The organism is Stenotrophomonas sp. 704A1, from assembly GCF_030549525.1.
Taxonomy (GTDB): domain Bacteria; phylum Pseudomonadota; class Gammaproteobacteria; order Xanthomonadales; family Xanthomonadaceae; genus Stenotrophomonas; species Stenotrophomonas tuberculopleuritidis.
In genome coordinates, this window is sequence record NZ_CP130831.1 from 2,376,768 (window position 1) to 2,395,971 (window position 19,204).

At 62.2% G+C, this 19,204-nt stretch carries 11 protein-coding genes; all 11 read right to left on the reverse strand.

All coding sequences use genetic code 11. The features are described 5' to 3' along the window. Window positions 1-102: 102 nt before the first annotated feature. Window positions 103-4,632, reverse strand: a complete 4,530-nt coding sequence (locus tag Q5Z10_RS11185; RefSeq protein ID WP_303635505.1) for a YadA-like family protein — start codon at window positions 4,630-4,632, stop codon at window positions 103-105. Window positions 4,633-4,836: 204 nt separating this feature from the next. Then, a complete protein-coding gene (locus tag Q5Z10_RS11190; protein WP_303635506.1) occupies window positions 4,837-5,130 on the reverse strand; it encodes a hypothetical protein in 294 nt (97 codons plus the stop codon). Continuing rightward, entirely contained in the window at window positions 5,123-5,947 is an 825-nt protein-coding gene (locus Q5Z10_RS11195; RefSeq protein ID WP_303635507.1) for an EAL domain-containing protein, read from the reverse strand. Before Q5Z10_RS11195 ends, Q5Z10_RS11190 begins: the two co-directional genes overlap by 8 nt. Window positions 5,948-6,139: 192 nt before the next feature. Then, the gene (locus Q5Z10_RS11200; RefSeq protein ID WP_303635508.1) at window positions 6,140-7,030 is read right to left on the reverse strand and encodes a tetratricopeptide repeat protein; all 891 of its coding nucleotides are present in this window, start codon (window positions 7,028-7,030) and stop codon (window positions 6,140-6,142) included. Further along, window positions 7,027-7,668, reverse strand: coding sequence for a winged helix-turn-helix domain-containing protein (locus tag Q5Z10_RS11205; protein WP_303635509.1), 642 nt, complete (start codon window positions 7,666-7,668; stop codon window positions 7,027-7,029). Before Q5Z10_RS11205 ends, Q5Z10_RS11200 begins: the two co-directional genes overlap by 4 nt. 51 nt (window positions 7,669-7,719) lie before the next feature. Further along, window positions 7,720-8,103: a transposase gene (locus Q5Z10_RS21430; RefSeq protein ID WP_442758910.1), complete on the reverse strand. Its 384-nt coding sequence runs from the start codon at window positions 8,101-8,103 to the stop codon at window positions 7,720-7,722. A gap of 1,155 nt (window positions 8,104-9,258) precedes the next feature. Then, a complete protein-coding gene (locus tag Q5Z10_RS11210; RefSeq protein ID WP_303635510.1) occupies window positions 9,259-11,232 on the reverse strand; it encodes a DUF3857 domain-containing protein in 1,974 nt (657 codons plus the stop codon). Window positions 11,233-12,096: 864 nt separating this feature from the next. After that, on the reverse strand, window positions 12,097-12,942 hold the full coding sequence (locus Q5Z10_RS11215) for a putative bifunctional diguanylate cyclase/phosphodiesterase (protein WP_303635511.1): 846 nt from the start codon (window positions 12,940-12,942) through the stop codon (window positions 12,097-12,099). Window positions 12,943-13,553: 611 nt separating this feature from the next. Next, a complete protein-coding gene (locus Q5Z10_RS11220; RefSeq protein ID WP_303635512.1) occupies window positions 13,554-16,406 on the reverse strand; it encodes a winged helix-turn-helix domain-containing protein in 2,853 nt (950 codons plus the stop codon). Window positions 16,407-17,196: 790 nt separating this feature from the next. Then, the gene (locus tag Q5Z10_RS11225) at window positions 17,197-18,039 is read right to left on the reverse strand and encodes an EAL domain-containing protein (RefSeq protein ID WP_303635513.1); all 843 of its coding nucleotides are present in this window, start codon (window positions 18,037-18,039) and stop codon (window positions 17,197-17,199) included. 364 nt (window positions 18,040-18,403) lie between these two features. Beyond that, window positions 18,404-19,114, reverse strand: a complete 711-nt coding sequence (locus Q5Z10_RS11230) for a hypothetical protein (RefSeq protein ID WP_303635514.1) — start codon at window positions 19,112-19,114, stop codon at window positions 18,404-18,406. Window positions 19,115-19,204 lie beyond the last annotated feature (90 nt).

A 19,204-nucleotide genomic window follows, 5' to 3' on the forward strand; every position in this document is an offset into this window, starting at 1 on the left:
GCCGCTCATTTTCTGCGCGCTTGCTGTTAGCGCCATGACTTAGTCATGGCGTTCGCAATTTTCATCAAGCGCTGCACCGGGTAAGCGATGCCGACTACTGGTTCACCACTGGAATCCAACGCCCACCGTGACGCCGTGATCCTCTCGGTTCGTCGAACCCGACAAACGCAGCGTCGTCGAGCCATCCTCGGAGACGGTCGAGAATCCGACCGCGACGGCAGATTCTCCATTGAAGGTCGACCCCGCCATCGAGATCATGCTCTTGCCGGGCGTGGCGCTGCTCGGCAAGCCAGACATGGACATGGCCAGCGCAATGCCCGAGTTCGCCTGACGGCGTAGTTGCCCGATCTGCGCATCCGTGTAGGCATTCGCCTGGAAGATGGCCCAGCCCGCGTCCTGTCGCGAGATCGTACGGGCCTGCCGCAGGTTCACCGCATCGAAATCGTGGGTGGCCGGCGCCACGTGGGTGATCTGTCGCTCAGCGCCGGGTGATCCGACCGAAACGCTGTTGCTGCGGTCCGCGCGCGACCCTGCACCCAAGGCAACGCTATTCGGCGCATCGGCGGCCGCATCCTTGCCTACTGCCGTGCTCTGGTGACCCACGGCCGACGCGTCACGACCCACCGCTACGCTGGCATCGCCGATCGCACGGGCACTTGATCCGATTGCGACCGAGCGTCCACCCGGCAGGGCAACGGCCCGATCGCTGCCATCGCCGGCACTATCGACCGCTACGCCTTCGTTCACCGCAGACATCCGATCCAGACGCTTGGCGAGCTTGTTGACCTGCGCACCCGTCACTGCATCGCTGCTTCCCGCTTCGATCCGGCCTTCAGCGATGCCAGTCAACCGGCGCGCGCCATCCGTACCGGTCAAGTCGACCAATTGCCCGCCTCGCCGCTTGGCAACGGAGATGTCCTTCGTGGACTCGTCCTGGACGACCAAGCCGACATTTCCTTCGCGGATGCGCTCGTTGATGCCACGAATGGACTCGCCCTGAGTAATGGTTTGCCTTTCCAGATCCGTCAGCACGGACCTCTGCCTGCTCACGAGCCCCTCGACGGCGTAAAGCTGCGCTCCGTTGACGGCGTCCGTACTGCCGTCGCTGACCTTACCTTTGCTCAAGCCTGTCAATGCTCTGGTTCCGTCAGTTCCGAGGATATCCACGACCGATCCTCCGGTTTGTCGGCCCACCGTGACCCGTTGCGTCTCCGAGTCCTGCCTCACAAGACCCAATGCGCCGCGCTCGATCTGCTCCCTCGTCGTTTCGGCGGAGTTAGCAAGTCGTGTTGTCTCGTTCCTCGCAGCAACCACTTGTTCCAGTGCGTTGTCGGCGGTGCTTTGCGCGTGGTTAGCCGAACCTAACGCGGTGTCGGCCGTCGCTTGTGCGGTGCCGGCATTTGCCAGCGCGGTGTCCGCCATTCCCTGGGCCGAGTCTGCCGCCGTCCTCGCATCGTTGGCCGCGGTCAGCGCCGTATCGGCAGTGCCTTGCGCACGGTTGGCCGAACCCAAGGCAGTGTCAGCCGTGGCCTGTGCGGTCCCGGCATTGGCCAGCGCGGTGTCCGCCGTTCCCTGGGCCGAGTCTGCCGCCGTCCTCGCATCGTTGGCCGCGGTCAGCGCCGTATCGGCGGTCGTCTGTGCCGTGCTTGCAGCGCCCTTCGCATCGCTCGCTGCGGTCAGCGCTGTATCGGCAGCGCCCTGCGCACGGTTGGCCGAACCCAAGGCAGTGTCAGCCGTGGCCTGTGCGGTCCCGGCATTGGCCAGCGCGGTGTCCGCCGTTCCCTGGGCCGAGTCTGCCGCCGACCTCGCATCGTTGGCCGCGGTCAGCGCCGTATCGGCGGTCGTCTGTGCCGTGCTTGCAGCGCCCTTCGCATCGTTCGCTGCGTTCAGCGCTGTATCGGCAGTGCCTTGCGCACGGTTGGCCGAACCCAAGGCAGTGTCAGCCGTGGCCTGTGCGGTCCCGGCATTGGCCAGCGCGGTGTCCGCCGTTCCCTGGGCCGAGTCTGCCGCCATCCTCGCATCGTTGGCCGCCGTCAGCGCTGTATCTGCGGTGCCTTGCGCACGGTTGGCCGAACCCAAGGCAGTGTCAGCCGTGGCCTGCGCGGTCCCGGCATTGGCCAGCGCGGTGTCCGCCGTTCCCTGGGCCGAGTCTGCCGCCGACCTCGCATCGTTGGCCGCGGTCAGCGCCGTATCGGCGGTCGTCTGTGCCGTGCTTGCAGCGCCCTTCGCATCGCTCGCTGCGGTCAGCGCTGTATCGGCAGCGCCTTGCGCACGGTTGGCCGAACCCAAGGCAGTGTCAGCCGTGGCCTGTGCGGTCCCGGCATTGGCCAGCGCGGTGTCCGCCGTTCCCTGGGCCGAGTCTGCCGCCGACCTCGCATCGTTGGCCGCGGTCAGCGCCGTATCGGCGGTCGTCTGTGCCGTGCTTACAGCGCCCTTCGCATCGTTCGCTGCGTTCAGCGCTGTATCGGCAGTGCCTTGCGCACGGTTGGCCGAACCCAAGGCAGTGTCAGCCGTGGCCTGCGCGGTCCCGGCATTAGCCAGCGCGGTGTTCGCCGTTCCCTGGGCCGAGTCTGCCGCCGTCTTCGCATCGTTGGCCGCGGTCAGCGCCGTATCGGCGGTCGTCTGTGCCGTGCTTGCAGCGCCCTTCGCATCGCTCGCTGCAGTCAACGCCGTATCGGCAGTGCCTTGCGCGCGGTTCGCCGCACCCAGCGCGGTATCGGCGGTCGCCTGCGCGGCCGTTGCCGCCGTCAATGCGCCAGTGGACGATGTCAGAGCGCGATCGGCCGTGTCCCGTGCGGCGTCCGCTGAACGCTGGGCATCGCCTGCCGCGGTCGTCGCATACTCGGCTTGGCGCTGGGCGTCCTCGGCTTTGGTGTTGGCCGCCGTGGCGGACGTCAACGCTGTAACGGCCGTCGCCTCCGCCTCTTCTGCTGCGGCGAGCGCCGTCCCTGCGGCGGCCTGCGCGGTGTCGGCCGCCGTCTTCGCTTCACCAGCAGACGCCAAGGCCGAATTTGCAACATCAAGCGCCCCGTCGGCGGACCGCTGCGCATCGCCGGCTGCCGCCTGAGCATCCAGGGCCATCCGGTTCGCTTCATCTGCTGCCGTCAGCGCACGTTCTGCCGCATCGCCGACGACGTCCAGTTGCCTCTTGTTGACAGCGTCGGTCTGCGACACGCCGTTTGCCACCTGTGAGATGCGGTTTTCCCTAGAAGCGTCATTTCCGGCGGTGTACACAGCTGCGTCCTCATCCCATAGCAGGCTGCGTTGCTCCAGATCATCGAGGCGAGACGCTGCCTCGTTCTGGCGCTGCCCTGTCACCGTGGCCAAATCCAGGGCCGATTGCGCGATGTCGAAGGTGTTGCCTAGTGCGAGGTCGTTCGCCACCAACGTCTCGTCCAAGGCCTGTATCGCGCCCAGCAGAGACTGCGGTTGCTCCGTGCCACTGGAAATACTGTCCAGCACGATCTCCGGCATGACGAGAACGCCGTTCTCAACCTGCGCGCCACCGCCGATCGCTGCCGCTACCGATCCGATCGCGCTCACTTGCGCCTGGCGCGCCTGCTCGATGTTCTCCGCATTCCTTTCGATGGCAGTCGTGTGGGTCGCATCCGTTGCAGCCAGAGTGGCGATCTCCTGTTGACGCGTCCGGTCGGCGGCTTCCAGTGCCCTAATGGCATCGTATGCCGCGAAGAGCTGGGAACCGTTGATGGCGTCCGTGCTCGTTGCGTTCACTGATCCCGCACCTACGTGGATGATCTGCCGAGTCTGCGCGGCGTTGCCGACACTCAAAACGGCGGCCGTGTTGCTGCCGAACTCGTAGCGCTTGTTCATCAACGTGGCAGGATCCACCCTGCGTACACTGTCTGTCGTAGCGTTGGCCCCCAGCGCCACACCGAACGCGTGCTGAGCTTTCGCCCCGAAACCGATCGCCACGGCGTCGGCACCGTTACCCTCAGCCCTGGAGTTCCGCCCGATCGCGATACCATTGGTGATGTTCGCATCGACGATCGCATCGCGTCCAATCGCGGTGGCAGAGTCCCCGCGAGCCCTAGCTTGATTGCCAAACGCTGAAGAGAAGTTGCCCGTTGCGGTCGCGGCTGCACCGAACGCAGAGCCTTGAGTGCCGCGCGCGCTCGCACTATTGCCGAACGCCAGTGCGTATTGGCCCTCCGCGCTCGCTTTGAAGCCTATTGCGATAGAAGTGTCCCCAGATGCCGTCGCGTCGAAGCCGATGGCAGTGGCACCCCGGCCCGCCGTTGTGGTGGCGTTACCGATTCGCATACTGCTGTTGTTGGGATGGGACAAGTTGATGAACCCTCCATTTACCGCCAGCTCGCCACCCAACGTTAGCGACGTGGCGCCCGTGCCCTGCACGGAGCTTGGCCGGTAGAACAGCACGGTGTCAGTTTGTGTGTAAGCATCTGTCGAATCGCATTTTTGATCGGTGTCGAACGGATTGAGGCTTCGCGGAAACTCGGTTGCAACGCTCGGCGTTCCTGTCGGCCACAGGTCTTGCGAGTCGTTGACGCTGAAACACCGTCCGGTTGCGTTCGCGTTGATATGGATTCCGTTGCCTGCCATGGATCCGGTAGAGACGGACATGAGTGAGGCGCAGATGGCGGCGACCAGCATGCTGTGGCGAGGTTGCGACAGGCTGCGATTTCTGGTGGCTACGTGTGTCATTGATAAGTACCTCAGAATATTTTTGGCAAAGAGACCCGGTGCCGCTTCGAACGGCATCCGGTCTCGGAAGAGAGATAGCGGTCTGGTTTGCGGCACGTCCGTCAAAGCGCGGGCGGGCGTGGGCTTACTGCGCGCCCACGCTACCGATGAGCGCTACTTGGAAGCCGCCCGTTGTTCGCGCAGCCAGGCGAGTGCCGCGGTGCCTAGGGAGGTCGTCGAGATGAGCACGCCGGTGAACTTCTTGCCTGACGCATCGCGGACCTCACGGCAGTCGAGAAGCCCGTTATCGCAAAGAAATGTCAGGCAATGCTTTACGTCCCGGCTACTTCGCCCGGCAACACGCACGTCCTCGAGAATCATGCCAAGCAACGGCATCCGGAAGATATCCATGAGATCCGCGCAAAGGTACTCGCATGGATCTCTCTGGGAACTGACACGTTCAGCCATGCTCAACCTCGCGGAGCATCGCCGGGCTGGACGTGCCGAAGCGTTTGAGGAACCGTCCGGGCTCCATGGGTCGCCCGTGCAGATATCCCTGGCTTACATCGCATCCCAGCGCACGCGCCTGCGCGAGTTGAGCTTCGCGCTCGATGCCCTCGACGACCACATGGAGGCCCAGCGCGTCGGCCATACCGATGACCGCGGCAAACACCCGGCGCTCGGTACCATTGGTTTCCAGCTCACGGACGAGCTCGCCCGCGATCTTGAGTTCATGCACCGGCATGGAACGCGGCCGGCCGAGGTTGGAAAACCCTGTTCCGAAGTCGTCCAGCGACAGGCGGACGCTGAGCCCCATCAGGCAGAACAGGATGCGGCCGCTCGCTTCCATCGTCTGGACGGCCGCGGCTTCGGTAATCTCCAGGGTCAGCTTCTCAGCATTCAAGCGGCCGGCGGTCAGCGCTTCACATACGTGGTCGTAGAGCTCGCGAGCCATCAACTGGATCGGCGATACGTTCACAGCCACTCGCCAATGCTCCATTCCAGCCTCGTGCCAAGCGCGCAGATCGCTGCAGGCCTGGTGCAGCACGAACCGTCCAAACTCGTTGATGAGGCGGCTCCGCTCTGCCAGTGCGATGAACTCAGCGGGTTCGATCAAGCCCAGCTCGGGGTGGCGCCAGCGCAACAGCGCCTCGGCGCTGATCACCCGCTCACTCGACAGGTCGTATTGCGGTTGATAGAGGACGCTCAGCTCGCCGTGATGCATGGCGAGCCTTAGGTCCTTGGCGGTGACGCGCTCGAACTGGGGTTCTGGGTTGCGGTTCATCAGCAGGCTTCCTGGCGAAGGGCCCGCGTGCCCCGGCCGTCTGCTGATCCTCGGGATCGCCCCGTGGCATCACAGCATGTACGCGAGGCGCGCCGACCCGAATCGGTGCAACAAAAGGCACATATGTGCGTTCGGGTGGCGCATCCTAGAAAGGCCGGTCAGCGGACGCTTCTATCGCCGGATCATTTGTTCTCAACCCTCCTCATTTCCGAATAAACCATTTTCTATCAATGGGTTAGAACGCCGCATCTCTTCACCCGCCACATGCGCGGGGGCACGACATCGAGGCAGGATGGGGACAGCCCGGGCCGGTTTCCGTCGTATTCGTGCAGGGCCGGGAAGACCGCTCTGGATATGGGCAAGGAGCACGTGGCGCTGGGCGTCGATGGACCGCGAGCGCTGCTGCGTATCCATTCCCTTCACAATGGCCAGCGCCTGCAGGAACTTGCCCGCTTTTACTGGAAGGTCCGCGTAGGCGAGTCGATAGGCAGCGTGGTCGGGATACGCTACCGCGAGCTTCCCGAACAATCCGAGCGCTTCCTTGTACCTGAGCGGATCAAGCCTCACGCCTTGGGCATCGAGCAGCATCGCAGTCTCCGCAGGAACCGGGACCAACAGCTTTCGGGCGGTGGCGTGATGCTCGATGGCGGATACGGTGCGCGGGATGCGGGATTGCGCATCCGCAAGCTGAACAAGCATCGGACCGAAGCGAGGGGCGGCATCGACAATCTGCTCGCCGATCATACTGACCGCCAGCCAGTCCTGTGCCTGATAGCAACGCACAGCATCCACGTACTGTTGCGCGCTGGCGGGATCGAGTTCCAATGCCGGCCAGACATCCTTTCCTCGAGGAAGCAGGTCCACCAGCACGTCCCTGGATACGCGATCAACCATCGCAGGAAGCTCTTCCGGTGCTCCGGACTGCTCTACCAACCTGTCGGTGCCGCCTTGCTGGATTCGCGCTCGAACCGTGATCTGACCGTCCTGCGTGCGAAACGTACTTGGGAGTACGACCTTGGGGCTTCCTGTGGACCCGGTACTCGCGAGGTCCGCCGCGCTCGACAGCACACTGACCTGGCTCAAGGTCCCCGACCGCCACGAAGCAGCAGCACCGCGACCAGGAGACAACCGAGCACGGCGATAGACAAGAGAAACACGGCTCGCCATCGCGATGCGACCACCAGCGCCCATGAATCGTGGCGCATCGTGGGCGTCATCCTTTGATTCACGCGCACGCGGGCAACGTCGTCGTCTGTATCCAACTGCGAAGCCTCTTGCGCGCCCCCCTGCTCCGGGGCGGTACGCCCGGCATCGGGTGACGGAGCCGGGGGCTCGGCGGCCTCTTCGGCTGCAGGAATGTCGGTCGCTGCCCGGGCTGTCGCGGCGGGCGCCCATGACAACGCGCCTGGCGGCTTGAAAACGTAGCCACGCTTGGCAATAGTCCAGATCCAGTCACGGCGCGAAGGGCTCAATGCCTTTCGGAGCAGCCACATGCTTTGCGACAGGTTTGCGTCGTCCACGACTAAGCCCGTCCACGGCCGATCAAACAGCGCAGCCCTCGTATGCAGCTTGTCGGGCTCATTTAGCAACAGGAGCAGGAGATCAAACACTCGCTGCTGAAGCTCGACGCTATCCCCGGGCGATGTGACCCGCCGACAGCGAAGATCCACTGTCAGATCTCCGATGTTCAGAAACTGTGCGTCCTTGGGCCACGAATACATCAAACGTACTCCCCTTAGTGGTCGACCTTCCTGGATTGATAGGGGCGATACTCATGCAGGCCTAGTTCCGTTCTTGCCTGCGATGAGTACCTTCTGACGTCCCGCACGCCACTGCAGACGAGCGCGCGCGCGCTCGACATGGGCGAGCAAGTCGTCGCCCAAGGTACCCCCCAAGCCCCTGGCCACACATTCCCACCGCCCTAACTCCACCCATCTCAAGTACCGAACGTACACGGATCTCGACGTCCCCACCGGGTGATGGACGTCAGACCAAGTCGCATTGTTCTGCACAACCCAGAGGACGGTATCCACAAACTGCCGGTACTCAGCCTCTCTTTTTGTGACTCGCGTCACGAGATTCGCCGGTAGATGGCGCTTGATGTCGCTCCATTGTTGGTCACTTGTCCGGGCTCCCGGCGCAGCATGATTGGTCATAGGTTCAACATGAGGAAGGGCCCAGGGATGCCCGGCGAAAACTTAAGCCGGCCTTTTCCGGGCGCGGCCGAGGCGGCAAGTATGGAGCGTGCCGAAAGGCACTCTTCTGCATTTCCCTCACTTGTTCTCATTTCTTGTCTCAGAACTAGCCGCCGAGCTTCCAACATCCGGCATGCGGGATCCTGAGCCGCCTTGAAGTGTGGCTCAGCCCACTCCGGTGGGTGGCAAGAGAGAAGAATTCAGTTTGATTGATTTGCGATGTTGCCAGCTGCCCAACTAGGCTCTTTCCATGCTGAACGCAGCTGGACGTGAGCAAGCAGCGACCTAAGGGTCCAACAGCTTCGGGCAACACGTTCGCCGTGCGGAGCCTCCCGCCTGGCGTCCGAGCGAGCGTCGGTACCCCTGCCGCGCTCGAGCGCGCCCGTGCTGCCTACCCTGCAGTGGCGGGCGTGTACCAATGGTTCGGGCGTGCCCCTCGACAGAACCGTCGCTTCGCATGGAAGGCGACAGTGGAGGGATTACCTCCACTTTTCTTTACTGGCACGGCGGGTCCTATCCGCTGTGCCAGCATTTTATGCGTCATCTTCGGTAACGTGGCGGAGGATGGCTTTCTGGCGGCGCTGTACACAATTTTGTTACCGACGACCTTGTTTGCCGCTGAGCATTCTCCACGCGCATTGCTGGAAGTTCTTGAGTGGAGGGCGGTGGACAACCTGTCCTTCACACTCGCGAACGCTTGCACAGAGGGCGTCAGCACGGCCCAGCTCGGCCCGATCAATTCTGATCCTGCAAGGATGCCATGCGAGCCACTAGGGGGGTATTTGCTCTATAGCTCGGACATGGCGAGGCAGTGCGTGCCTCAGAAACCGGTGTCCTCGAAGCGGCACAGAAGGTCATGATGTCGCAACGGGGCTAGATGTTGCGTCTGCGACGAGCCGAATGGCGCTCTCAATCCCGCTGTCGCACCATCCCTTTGTCAGGTGCTTCGCTCTGGGCCTCTGTTGACGAAATTCGACCAGCAGAGAAACTGATCGACCGAGGCGATCTCTGAAGGCGATGGATAAGCTCCCCACCTCTCCGTAGTAAGCGCTGTGAGCGAATGAAGGCGCCCTTCGCCAAGGGCGGGAGGGTCAGGCGATGGACGCGGGAGCAAGCTCAGTGGGGTGTGAATTGGATACGCGCCTCGAAGGCTCTTCGCACCTGCTGGAATAGAGCACGAAAAGATGGATAGTCCTTGGGCTCGCAAAGTGCGTCGGTACCACGAATAGCGTATTCTTCCAGGCGATGATCCGCCGTAACAGTTTGACCTTTCTGGCGCCACTCAACGCTGTATCGGCCAGCCGCGTTGCTGTAGATGATGTCTTTCGGTATCTCGGCAATCTTTACAGTGGCCGGAAAATCAAGTGAGTAACGCTCTTCACGTACACGGGGAACACATCGGAATGGAGCGAAGTTGTCAGGTTTCGGCGTTCCAAGAACGGCATCACGGATGGATTCCAGGGCGAACGCGGGTGGCAAGGCACTGGAGCCAGGACGTGTGAAGTCGAGATGTTGCTGCGCATTGACTGTCACCCTGAAGCCAAGTGGCTTTGTCAGATCTTGGGGCTCAGCATCGAAGGACATTTGGCCTACACCCTCCATTCCCGCGTCGACAATCATTCTCGCTACCGCGGCACCGCGCTCCTGGGTCGGCATCCCAGCAAGGGACCTGCGCATTTGAGCCTCTTGATCAGCGCTTGGGTCAAAGCGGGTGGACACAGTTACATCCCCGCCGTCTGCATATCTGTACTCGGTGTAGCTTCGCTGGCGATTGCCGGAGGCTTCCAGCGCTGGGGTACGCGATAACACGCCATCGACTGTGTGAACCACCGGCCGCCCACGGACCGAACCCGGAAGCTCACCCAAGCGATGGAACTCCGCTGTTGGATCTGTATACAAGTCGAGCGCAGGCACGTATAGGATGACGTGATCGAAATGGCCCGCCACGGGAAGAAGCGGAAGAGTAGGCCCTGCGCGCATGCCCACCAGCACCGGAGTGCTATCGATACCCTTTGCTGCAAGAAGTGCCTGCAGCAGAGCAACCTTGTCCTTGCAATCACCAAACCCTCGTTCGAGCACCTTCGTGGCCGCGTTGGGCTCTACTCCGCCATTGCCCAAGTACACCGCGACATAGCGGATGTTGGCCGTAACCCAGTGATGCAGCGCTTCTGCCTGATCGCGCGGTTCTTGTAACCCTTCAGTCAAGCGCTCTGCCAACGCGGAAATAGCATGAGTGACATTCGCAGCTGCTGCGGCATTGCGATGATAAGCGCGCCCGACTTGCCCCCAATCGCTGAAGTTGCTGGCCAGGATGGCCGGACCGAAGGCACCCGCAGGTGGCATTATGGAGGGCTTGGGCAGTGGCGTGAGATTTCGATGCTCCCATACCCACTGATCCATACCATTCGATCGGGAGTGACTTAGACCGACGGCGTCTCGCAGCCGGACGTCCAACGCCATCGACTCCGGCGCTTTGATAGTAACGCGCGCTTCCCGGATGGTTGTGTGGGGGTTAACGACCTGAAGCAGACTGGCGTAACCGTCGAACAAGGGCTTGATCTGTGTAATGCGCGTCTTGCGTACGAGTGTCGCGCCCTTGCTTAGGCGCGGGTACACGATCACCAGGGCCCTGCCGTCGGCGTGACTGGCCGAGGCTCCACCATTATGTTGCTGTCGTGTATAAATACTCTCCTTCGGTACGTCATGACGATTTCCCGCGGGATCCAGCACGTAGGCTTCAAATACCTCCACCGACTGGCGTCCCTCAACGTAATCGATAGCCTCTTGGCTCATCGCCTCCACGGCGACCTGGCTATGAAGCAGTAGCGATCTTTCTTCCACGGAAACGGCGCTTCCGTCTGCGCGGAATTCTCTGGTGATGTGCGAGCGGACCACTTCAAAATCTGGCCGCCCCCCCGCCCCGGTTAAGGGTGTTGCAGCGGACACCGCTTGGCTGATGAGAATTAAACCAAGGCCGAGCGCGGGGACAGACAGAGGCGTTGTAACCGAAGATCGAGTGAAAGGGAGAGCAATTTCTTCTGCAGAATTGAACATGGAAGCATCCTGTTTTGACTTGACCGGGCGTGTCATGTGCGACCCTCCTGGTATCGAATTGCACCGTGACACTAGCGTCTCGCTCCCGCCGGCTGCGACGGCGCTGAGCGTGGTCGGCCTGCTCGTGTGGTGCCTGCAGGAACCTTCTTGGTGCCGAACGTGAAGCTACGACCAGGACGAAGGCTGACGCTTGACCTTCTTCATTGCAGTTCGTTCGTGCGAACCTAGGCAAGCTGATATGTTTTGATGCTCATCAGCGGTAGAGCGGAGGCGCATCCCCATAACCCTGCGAAGCGCTTGTGAAATGAGCGCCGAGCGCTCTGGGAGCCTGTCGGAAGCGCTCGATGGCACCCGCCTCTCCTTTTTTCCGTTCGGCCGTCGCAAGCTACAGCTACGCCTCATAGCAGTTCTGCTGGTGATGGATGTTCAGGTGTGAGGACAGTGCGGTTGGTGATCGACGCATGTACTGCGTCAGCCGATGGCGCGTTTACATCCACCGAGCCTTCCATCATTCGTGATCGTTCTATCAGGGGTGCCCTCTGACGCAGCCTAGATGCCTACTTTCTCTGCAATCGAGCGGCTTTCTAGATGTACCCACGCCCCAGATGCCCGTCGTAGCGGACTCATCCACTGTCGCGGGCATACTGGCGATCCAATGCCTCTAGCACGGAGTGTCCCAGCGGTGTCAGCGACACCCCCCAACCGCCGAAGCGGTTGCCTTCTTTGTCGCAAAGCACCCTGACTTGCAGCCATTGCAGCCGTCGCATCTGGTGAAACTCGTTGCGGATCTCTTGCGACGCGTACGGGGTAAACGTGAGCCGGGCCAACCGGACCCCGGGTCTGGCTGTCCGGAAATGGCGCAGCAGTTGATGGCAAAGCGCGGGCGGTGCCCATACCTGGTCATCCAAAGGCCACCGCCTGACGGCTGTCCGCCACGGTCTCAGCGCAAGTGGCATGCGATCCGAAGCGTGCCAGGAAGCGGTCGCCGCTGGTTGGTGGCGCGTGCAGATAGCCTTGGGTCTCGTTGCAGCCAAGTCGCTCCAGGACACACAGCTGAGACTCGCGCTCTACGCCTTCGGCCACCACCCGCAGCCCCAAGGTCGAGGCCATGGCGACGATGGCCTCGATGATCGAAGCGTCAATCTGGTTACGGTCGACGTCGCTGACAAAGGAACGATCAATCTTCAGCTCATGCACGCGCAACTGCTTCAGCCGTGCCAAGTTGGAAAAGCCGACCCCGAAGTCGTCCAAGGATATCCTGACACCTGCGGAGCGCAGCATGAGCAACTGGCTTTGGGCTGTGCCTGCACTTTCGATCATGTGTGATTCGGTGATTTCCAGGATCAGCCGGTGTGCCGGCATGCACTGCTGGGTCAGGCAATCGAGCACCCGCTGAGCGAAATCTGCACGTTGCAGTTGCAGCGGGGAAACGTTTACGGCCACCGACCAGCCGAGGTTACCTGCCGCCCTCCACTGCCGCAGTTGGCGGCAGGCCGCCTTCAGCACCCAATGACCGAGACGATGGATTGCACCGCACTGTTCGGCAAGCGGGATGAACCGATCCGGCGGTACCAAGCCCATCCGAGGGTCCTGCCAGCGCACCAGGGCTTCCGCGCCGACCACAAGGCCGCTGCCGCATTGCAGTTTCGGCTGATACAGCAGGGTCAGCTGATCGTTGTCCACTGCCCGCATCAGGTCTTCTACTGTGACGGTTATGTGACCGGAGGCGACTGGAAGGCTCGACATGGTTAGGCTCCAACGGGGAGCGGCCATGCTGGAGAGCGCGCGCCCACCAAGCTTCTTGCTGGGGCTCAATTGATATCAATTGAGCCCCAGCAAGAAGGGTCAGGCGGGCCTGTTCAGCGCATGCCCTCGCCGGCGCATCGTCCGTTCTGCCAGAGCTTCGGTGGGGTCGCATGCAGTGCGGGGAAGGCAACGCCCTCCGGTACTACCCTGCCCTCTCGCACGATGGTGCCGTGGCCGCCGTCGTCCAATGCGGGGCACGGCCCCAAGGCCTGCCGTGTTGGGGGGCGCGCGATCAAGAGTTCTCGCTTCTGCAACAGTCGCGGGACATCCTGACCGGGTGGCAACCGGGCCAAGGGAGGGCGCTGCAACGGCTTCAACTGTGTTGGCGGCGACATGGCCACAGGGGATTGGGCCTGAGGGGGCGGCAAGTCTTCTGGTGACTGCAGGGTAAGCGGCCAACCCGGCAGCCAGAGTGAAACATTCAACGCCACTGCGGCTAGACTGATCTGTAAGCTCATGCGGTTGTCCATTCCACGCGCGGACGCACGTAATGAGCCCAAGGGTGAACCGGGATGGCCAGATTAGCGTCTAGCGACGCTTCATTTTTTTCTCTATTTGCCCCTCCCGGCTCGTTCATGGCTTGACAACCACGCCATCGTCGCACCAGGCAGGGCTGCGTGCCGAGCCTTGACGCGGCCCACGTCGGCGCCCAGCGAGGGTTGCGCCGAAGGCGGCAATAGGCTGAGTACCTGCAACTGGGTCCGCAAGTCGCCTTCGCTAGCTGCTTGCCTGTAGAGCTGCCTAGCCCGTTCAATGGCTTCCGCGGGACGAGCATGACGCTCTGCATCGGCAACCTGCAACAGGTCAAGGCGATGCCGCAACTCTGCCTCGGCTGCAGGCAGTAGATTACGCGCACTGGCCGCCTGACTACGGCTGGCTTCCCAGTTGCCTTGGGCGGCACTGATCTCCGCGTCGAGCACGATCAGGGATGCGCGCATCAGCGGTACCAGGCCACCTTGCTGAGCCGACGCCCGCAGTGCGCTGGCATGGCGCTCGGCGGCTTGGATGTCCCCTAGGCGAAGGGCGATCGTGGCCATCCGCAGGCGTTCGCCACCCAGTGAATGGTTGCCTAGGATTTTTGCTCTGTCGGCGCCGTCGATCAAAGCACGTGCCCCCTCATAATGTTGCCGGGCTTCGGCGCGGTCGTGGACAAGCAGCGCAACCAATGCCTGCGACGACGCGGCCGTGAATCGGGAGATCACGTCGTCCGCGCGTGTGCAGGCCTCCGTCGTACTGGCTTCTGGTGCCACCCCCATGTAGGTCGACACGCGCAAGTTCTGACACGCGACCTGAACCTGGGTGTTGCTGGCCTCCGCACTGGTCTCGCGCGCCGCCATCAGCGCAAGCTTGCTGGTCTGGCCCGCATCACGCAGCCGACCCTGCGCTTCGAAGATGCGCGCCAGCGCGACATTCACCCGGATCCCAGCAACCCCCTGCAGCCCCAGCGCCTGTAGCTGCGTTGCCCGTGATTGGGCTTCCGCAAGCCGAAGCTGGAACAGGTCGTCCATTGCCAGTTCCACCTCGAATTGGCCCTGCATGTTCAGGTTGCCCAGTTTGCGGGCTGTCTGAAGTGCCTCCCGTACCCAATGCAGCCGTCCCTCGGTGGAGGGGCTCAGACCCGCAAGGGTGACTTGAATGTTCGCGACCAGAAGTAGGTTTCCCGCACGCTCGGCCCGATGCATCGCCCCCTCGATCATCTTTGAGTCACGCGCAACCTGACCCGCGTGCACGGTCGCCAATACATCAGCGTATTCGGCATGCTCTACCGCCCCAGCGCTCTTAAACTTTTGCGCGGCCATCCGATAGGCCTGCTCACCCTGCGCTGGGTCCACGGTTGCGACAATGTTGGCTTCAAGCAGGGTTGCCTGAGCCGCCTGCAGGCGCATGCCCGCGCTGGTAGCGATCTCACGGGCGGACCCTGCGGCACGTTTTGCCTGATCGAACTGCGCCTTTCCGTAATAGGCATTGCCATACAGCAGCGCCCGCTGATAACGGGCATCCACGCTTGCATCTTCAGTGCGCTGGGTACTTTCGAGGTAGCTGATCGCCGTATCGAACTTGCCGGTGCGGATCAACAGGCGTGCGTATCGCAGCTGGTAAGGCAAATGATTCGGGTGTGCGGCGAGCAGTTGCTGTACTGCCCTCTCGGCATCCGCTGCACGCCTCTGATCCATTTCCAGTTGCATCGCGCGCAGAGACAGGCGTCCTGTGTCGGGCAGTGGGAGCAGCAGGGTGTTGGCGAGCTCCATATGTCGGACAGATTCCAGGCTCTCGCCGAGCTCTGATTGTGCAACCGCCAATTGCACATGCATTAGCCCGAAACGCGGCGCTTGGGTCAGAATAGCTCTGGCACCTTGTTGCACGGCACTCCAGTCGCCGCGCTCGTAAGCAGCAGCGACGCTCGCGTAACGTTGTGCCGTAGTGCCATCCACCTCCAGCGAAGGCCAGGCGTCTTCCACATCTGGTGCCAGCAATCTCACCAGTTGACGCGAGAGTTCGTCGATGGCCGCAGGTGCAGCGCTTAGCGGAACCGCCTTCTCAAGCACCTGGTCCCGGCCTTGTCGCTGCACGCGCACCCGTAGCGTGACCCGCTCTCCGTCGGCGCTGCGGGTGGCGCTCAAAAGAGCGACACTGAGCGCTGCGCCGCGCCTGTTGGCGAGTACTTCTTCGCCTTTCAACAGCTGTATGTCTGGAAGCTGCTGCAGCTTCCAACCTGTCCAGTGCCGAAGCAGCTCGGCAGCCCAGGGTGCGTCGGCCTCGCTTCGGGTGGGCACCGTCACCAGCGCAACGGAAACCGGTTCGCTTGCACGCGGCCAGAATGCCCACAGCGCCATCGCGACAGCAACCAACATCAATGCGGCAACTGCAACCATACCGGGCGACCGCCGACGGGCGGCGGGAGGCGCCCCGGCCGGAGACGGGATGCTGGCTTCTGGCCCAGATTCCCGGCCGGCCTGTGGCTGTTCGTCCAGTTGCGGGTCCTGTAAGGGAGTAGCCTCCTCGGTCGCACCATCCGCCGATACTGGCGGCGCCGCTGATGCCTCCATGTGCTGAGCCGGCATCGCATCGAGCCACTGAACCGGCCCAGGTGGATGGAATACATAGCCACGTTTGGCGATGGTACGGATCCACCCGCGGCGGGATTCTCCCAAGGCCTTGCGCAGTAGCCAGATGCTCTGGGACAGGTTTGCATCATCAACTACCAACCCGGCCCAAAGGCGATCGAACAGTTCCTGGCGAGTGAAGAGCTTGTCCGGCTCGGAAATCAGCAGCAACAACAGCTCGAAGATGCGTTGCTGTACTTCGACGCTCCCGCTGTCAGTGATCAGTCGTCGGTAGCGCAGGTCGATCAGCAGGTCGCCAATCCGCAGGCCCTGCGCGCCCACAGGCCATGGAGCGCTCATTGGAACCCACCCCTGCGGCAGGACAATATGGAAAACGCTGCGATCAAACAGAACTCTCCTTGCGGGTCAGACAGAACGCGCCGCCCCTTCACGGGGTGGTGCCAGCGCGCACAATGTGAGGCCGAAGACGGGTTCCATGCAACACCAGCATTGGAAAGCCCCAAGTTCCCAAGGAGGGGTAGTTGTCGCCAGAAATGTACGCCACTTGGTAAGTATATGAATGAAGCAGGCTGCCTGGGTTTCAGGTGCCTACGTGAAACCCGCCTCAACCCTTTGGCCCAGCTGCGCTTCATATTCCGTCGCCGCTCTCCCTGTTCGAATGGCGGCACGCGAGAGGGGCGTCTGGATGGGTGGGGGCTGGCATCAGGGTCAATCACCTCAGCTACTGTCCGCTCATGGAGCCGGACTAGCATGCGGTGCCGTGGACAGCACTCACAGGCTGCCGGCCCGGGTGAAGCGCCGGGCGTTCTGATTTCCCTTGACAGAGAACCCCAAGTACCCGTTTGCCCCATTCAGGATCATTGCCAGGCCGGTTGCAGCGCGGCGCGTGCTGCTTGCTGCAAGAAAGCGGATTCAGGTGGGCCGGATCCGAGGGTACAGCGGTAGGCTGCCGCGACAGTGATGCGCTCCATCCAAGCATCCCAAGAGATGGCAATGCCACGCGCCGGGAGCCTCAGGTGGGGCAGCTTGGAGATTCTGGACAGGCGGGAAACAGGACCACTGATGCCTTTGAGCGCAGCCGCCCGCTTGCTCTCAGGACCAGGGCGAGCGCGGTACCGGAGTGGCCTCTTTACCCAAATGCCATCTCCTTCACAGCCGGCGAATCGTCCACGATGAACGGGGAACCCTTGGACCCGAACCTACGCAGGAACAATCTGCCGCCCATGCAGGGGGAATGGAGCCAACCCTGGCTCTGGTCGCACGCGAGGAGCTCGATCGCACGGAGTTGTTCGGGGCGATCAACACCTTCAGCCACAACTTTCACCCCAAGAATTGCCCCAAGGGTGACGATGGCTGACACGATGTCAGAGTCCACCGGATCGGTATCCACCTTGGCGACGAATACCCGGTCGATCTTTATCTCATTCAGAGGAAGGCGCTTGAGCCGCCCGAGGCTGGGGAGCTCACTGCCGAAACTGCGGAGGGCGATCTGAACGCCGTCGGCGAACAGGTCAGACAACGCGCCGCAGCCATCGTTGATCGGTGACATCAAGCAGGACAGGGAGACGTACAGGGTCAACTTTTCTGCCGCAATATTGTTGCGATCCAGCGCATCGCGTACCTGTCCGCAAAAGCCACGGTGCAGGAGCTGAACTGGCGAGATGTTGACGCCAATCGACCAGTCCGGGTTGCCGCTGTTGTGCCACTCCCGCAGCTGGCTACGGGCGCGGTTGAGCACCCATCGCCCTAGCCGATGGATGAGCCCCGCCTGTTCAGCAAGTTCGATGAAGTGGCTTGGAGCGAGGAGGCCCCGCTGCGGGTGCTGCCAGCGGACCATTGCCTCGGCGCCGACCACCTGTCGGCTGCCGCATTCGACTTTGGGCTGGTACAGCACCACCAGCTCGTCATTGTCCATCGCCCGAATCAGCTCTTCGGGTGCAAGCGGGACACGGTCGAGGTCAGGTGCGAGCATCCTGGCAACTCCGAGGGAGCTGCCATGCTGCGAAAGCAGTGCCGGGTCAGCTTCTGCGGCGCCCTCAATTGATATCAATCCATCTCTCGAGTCGCTCTACCGGCCCTCTCGGGCCCCTTCCGCACGCCGCACGGCTGCTAGAGCTTCGATGGCGTGGCTGCAAGCGTGGGCGGGCCGTTGATAAGCATCGCCTTGCAATTTCGTGCCGGCTGGGGTTGGCGGGCACGCCCCGATCACGGTCCAGCTGCATTCATATTCGACTGCAAGGACCAGTCGACTGCCCACCCTCGATAAACATTCCTTATCGCCACTTCCAGAATGGTGCGCCGCGGCTCACGGCCTGATGTGTGTCGAAACCGCAATCCTATTGGGAGGCCGGAGCAGGCGTCACACCCCTTCGCATAATCTCCAACCTCCCAACATCACCAACAGCCACAAGCACAGCAGCTTCCCGCGCCGGGTCCCACAGCGCATAGCTATCACCAAGGCGGCCTACCAGGCTCAAGCCGCCCTGAACGCTTCCATCAACAATCACAGTGGTCACGTACTTGCCGGCGCCTGAGGAGATCGTCCTGGCACGCTCGGATCCAAGCCAACTCGAAGCAATCGAGACGTAGACCAGCATCACCATGGCGTAGATCAGCCATGGGGAATCTTTCACGGCGGTCGGTATCACTGGCGAGAGATGCACGGCCAGCGCACATATGATCGTCAGGAAAAGTCCTATCAGCACAGGCCACGCGTTCGACCACCAAAGCAACGCGCCCAGCCCAGTGAAGAAGATCGTGGGGCCCAGCCAGGCGAACCGCTTGCTTTTGGAGGACGCGCTCGTCAGCTTTACTTCCACCCAGCCGCTAAACAGCAAAGCCACCAGCATGAGAAACAACACCATGCCGATGCCTGCCAAGCCGGCCAGGGCCAGTTCGCTCACGGCAACGAACTGAAAGGGATCCAGGCCAAAGTGGCCCCAGTACGCCTTCAGATAGAGCGAGCCCTGAGTCAGGCCAAACGTGACGACAGCCGAACCCCATCCAGCAACATCGGCCATCGTCAGTGTCTTCTTCGTACGCTCCATGTATCCCCCTTCAATCGATGCAGCCCCGCCACATAGTGACATGCAGCGCTCTACCTCGCAGAATCCAACCCCATTAACGTGACGCGTCAC